Below are 3,260 nucleotides of genomic sequence, written 5' to 3' on the forward strand. Positions count from 1 at the left end.
GATGAACGGCTGGCTGAAGCGAATCGCGGAGTAGTGGCGCTCGACAGCGTCCTCGACGAGCGTGACGTTGACGTGGGGTGCTTGGCACAGCCCCTTCTGCCGGCCGCGGCAGAAGAAGTACAGGTACTCCGCGCCCTTCGAGTTGATGGTCCGTTGAATGATCATCCGCCGCTTGATGCCGGCGCGTTGGCAGCGTCCACAGAAGAGCGATCCCTTGAGGTAGTGGTGGTGGACGCGACGGCGTTCTTGTGCCGTCATGCGCGATTCAAGGATCTCCTGAACTGTGTCGAAGAGGTCCTCGTCGATGAGCGGTTCGTGCCGCCCTTGGATTTCTTCGCCGTCGTATTCGACGTATCCGAGGTAGTAGCGATCGCGCAGCATTTGCGAAATCTTGTTCTCGGAGACCTTCTTGGCTGGGTGTCGCCGGGTGGCCCTGGTGTGTAGGCCGCGGTCGTAGAGCTCGTCAGCCAGCTCTTCTTGCGTGTAGTCGCCGGTGGCGAAGAGCTCGAAACCCAGCTGGACAAAGGGCGCCCGGTCGGGATCGACGATGATCGTGCGGATGACGCGGCCGTCGGAGTGGTCGATGTGGTTGAGGTAGCCGAGTTTCGCGCGTCCGAGCGTGCCGCCGTTGCGGGCCTTCTGGCCCATCTTGTAGGCGATGTCGGCACCGGACTGGCGGGATTGGTACTCGTTGAATGTGGCCAGGATGCCGTGCATCAGCTGGCCTACTGGGGTGTCGTCGATGGCCTCGGTGGCCGAGACCAGGGTGACGCCGCGCTTGCGCAGGTCTGCCATGACGATCGCGTCGTCGTAGCGGTTACGCGCCATGCGCGAGAGCTGGTAGATGATGATGACGTCGACGTCGCCCTGGCTGCGCACCCGCGCGAGCATCTGTTGGAATGCTTCGCGTTTAGTCATCTCCATGGCTGAGCGTCCGGGCTCGACGTACTCGTCGATGACCGTGACGCCCAGGTCCCGCGCCTTGCGCAAGCACGCTTCCCGTTGGGCCGGAATGGAGATGCCTTCTGGGTTGTAGTCGGTCCGGACTTGCCCGGTCGAGGACACGCGCAGGTAGATCACTGCGCGGGTGCCGGGGGCAAGGTCGTCCATCGGCGGCTGGATGGGGATGGTGACGTCCTGCTGCAGTTCATCGATGAAGTCGGCATAAGCGCTGGTCATGACACCTCCTTCTGAGGGCGGCCTGGACGGAGGACCGTGCAGCCGGCGAGTGGGTCCTGGCGGCTGGATCGCGCGCTGACGGTGAGCGGCGAATTCGTGGCCGGTTGCTGTTTCTCAACGGCTGCGGAACGGCGCGAGCATGCGTTGGAACAGCTGGCGTTTCGGCCGTCGCCAGAGTCGAGCGTGTGGGTCGACGTACTCGTCGATGAGCGAGAAGCCCAGTTCCCTGGCCTTGCGCAGACATGCCTCACGCTGGGCCGTGACGCTGTGGTCGGTCTCGGCCCGTCCGGGCGAGGCCACGCGCGTGTAGATCACCGCGTGGGTGGTGGGCATAGGGGCATCCGACGGCTGGAGTTCGTTGTCCGAGTTGGCGTAGGCGGTGGTCATGACACCTCGTTATGAGTCGGTCTGGATGGGGATGTGTGGGTCGGCGTAGTGGGCCCCGGCGGGATTTGCAGTTAGCCGGCGAGCGGCGACTCGTCGGCGGATTGCTGGTCGTGGCGACGCCGGTCGCGACGATCTGCGAGTGCGCCGGTCTGCTCGATCTCCGCGACGGCACTCACTACGCGTACGAGGAAGAGGCCGTGCGCGGTCTCCGTGTCGAGGGCGGGATCAGCGGCCGAGACGACTCGCACGCCTCGGGACGTCAGCTCGTTGAGCACGAAGGCGAGGTGCTGCGTCTTGCGGGACAGGCTGTACAGGTGGTTGACGACGAGCACGTCGATGACTCCGGATCGGGCTGCCGCCAATACCCGTTGCAGCCCAGGACGCTTCTGTCGCCGGTTCGTGAAAAGTGACCCCCGGGAGTCCGTGGGTTCGAGGGTAGATTCTGCTGATCGTCGCAACGTTGTTTGATCATCTTGTCAGTTGAGCGGCGAAGGCTGCTGCGGGGGTGGCCCAGCTGAGGATCTTCCGGGGTCGGTTGTTGAGGAGGTGTTCCACCCGGCGCAGGTCGCTGATGCTGTAGTCGCGGAGGTTCGCGCGTTTCGGGAAGTACTGGCGCAGCAGGCCGTTGGTGTTCTCGTTGGTGCCGCGTTGCCAGGGGCTTCCGGGGTAGGCGAAGTAGACGCCTTCGTCGAAGAGCTCGGCAAGGAGGTCGTGGCGCGCCATTTCCGCGCCCTGGTCCCAGGTCAGGGTGCGCCGTGCGATCCGGGGTAGATCCTCGACCGCGCTCGCGAGGGCAGCGGCGAAGTCTTCACCCCGGCGCTGCTCGGGGACGTGCACCAGTCGCAGGTAGCGGGTGGTGCGGTCGACCAGGGTTCCGATCGCGGACTGGCCGTGGCGGCCGAGGATGAGGTCGCCTTCGAAGTCGCCGACCCGCTGACGGGCGAGCACGACGGTGGGCCGCTCGTCGATCGTTCGTGCGTGCGCGCTGAACCGTGGCCGCCGGCTCTGCGGCCTGCGGCGGCGAAGTCGCAGGCCGCGACCAGTACGGAGGTTGCGCGCCAACTGCCTGGTCAGGCCGCGGCTCCCGCCGAAGTACAGGCCCTGATAAATGGTCTCGTGACAGACATGCCAGTCCGGCCGGGCGGGGTGCTCGGTCTTCAGCCAGGCCGCGATCTGTTCCGGGCTCCACTGCAGTCGCAGCTTGTCCTGCACGACCGCGCGCAGCTGTTCATCGCGGGCGAAGATGCTGCGACGTTGGCGCCGCGCCTGCTCCCGGGCGCGTGCGTGCGCGAGACCGGCCTGGTAGACGTCGTTGTCCCCGTCGCGCATGTTGCGGCCCAGCTCGCGTGAGATCGTCGACGGCGCCCGCCCGAGCCGGCGCGCGATCTCCCGCATGCTGCATCCCTGTCCGCGCAGCACGGCGATGCGCTCCCGCTCCAGCAGCGACAGATACCGGCCTGACCGCGAGTCCTCCGCGCGCACGGTCCGCGCCAGCCCGCCGCGATGCGACCGCCAGTAGTAGCCGGTCGTCCGAGCGATCCCCAGACGCCGACACGCCTCCACCGTGCCCACCCCAGACGCCATCAACTTCCAGTACTCGTCCTCCAGTGCCAGCCGTCGCTTCCGCCCCGGTCGTCCCATATCCACCCGATCCTTCTAACAGAGGGTGTTGCGACGAATGCTCGAACCCACGG

At 66.2% G+C, this 3,260-nt stretch carries 4 protein-coding genes; all 4 read right to left on the minus strand.

Going from position 1 to position 3,260, the window contains the following annotated elements; all coding sequences use genetic code 11:
* The coding region (locus tag BAY60_RS36615; RefSeq protein WP_146771132.1) for a recombinase family protein at positions 1–1,179 on the minus strand (1,179 nt) is incomplete at its 3' end.
* 114 nt (positions 1,180–1,293) lie between these two features.
* Complete coding sequence (locus BAY60_RS36620) at positions 1,294–1,566, minus strand: recombinase family protein (RefSeq protein WP_112285673.1); 273 nt, start codon at positions 1,564–1,566, stop codon at positions 1,294–1,296.
* 71 nt (positions 1,567–1,637) lie between these two features.
* The gene (locus BAY60_RS36625; protein WP_112285794.1) at positions 1,638–2,024 is read right to left on the minus strand and encodes a recombinase family protein; all 387 of its coding nucleotides are present in this window, start codon (positions 2,022–2,024) and stop codon (positions 1,638–1,640) included.
* Positions 2,025–2,034: 10 nt separating this feature from the next.
* A complete protein-coding gene (locus BAY60_RS36630; protein ID WP_211330152.1) occupies positions 2,035–3,207 on the minus strand; it encodes an IS30 family transposase in 1,173 nt (390 codons plus the stop codon).
* Positions 3,208–3,260 lie beyond the last annotated feature (53 nt).

It is taken from the genome of Prauserella muralis, assembly GCF_003202285.1.
In the GTDB taxonomy this organism is placed as follows: Bacteria; Actinomycetota; Actinomycetes; order Mycobacteriales; family Pseudonocardiaceae; genus Prauserella_B; species Prauserella_B muralis.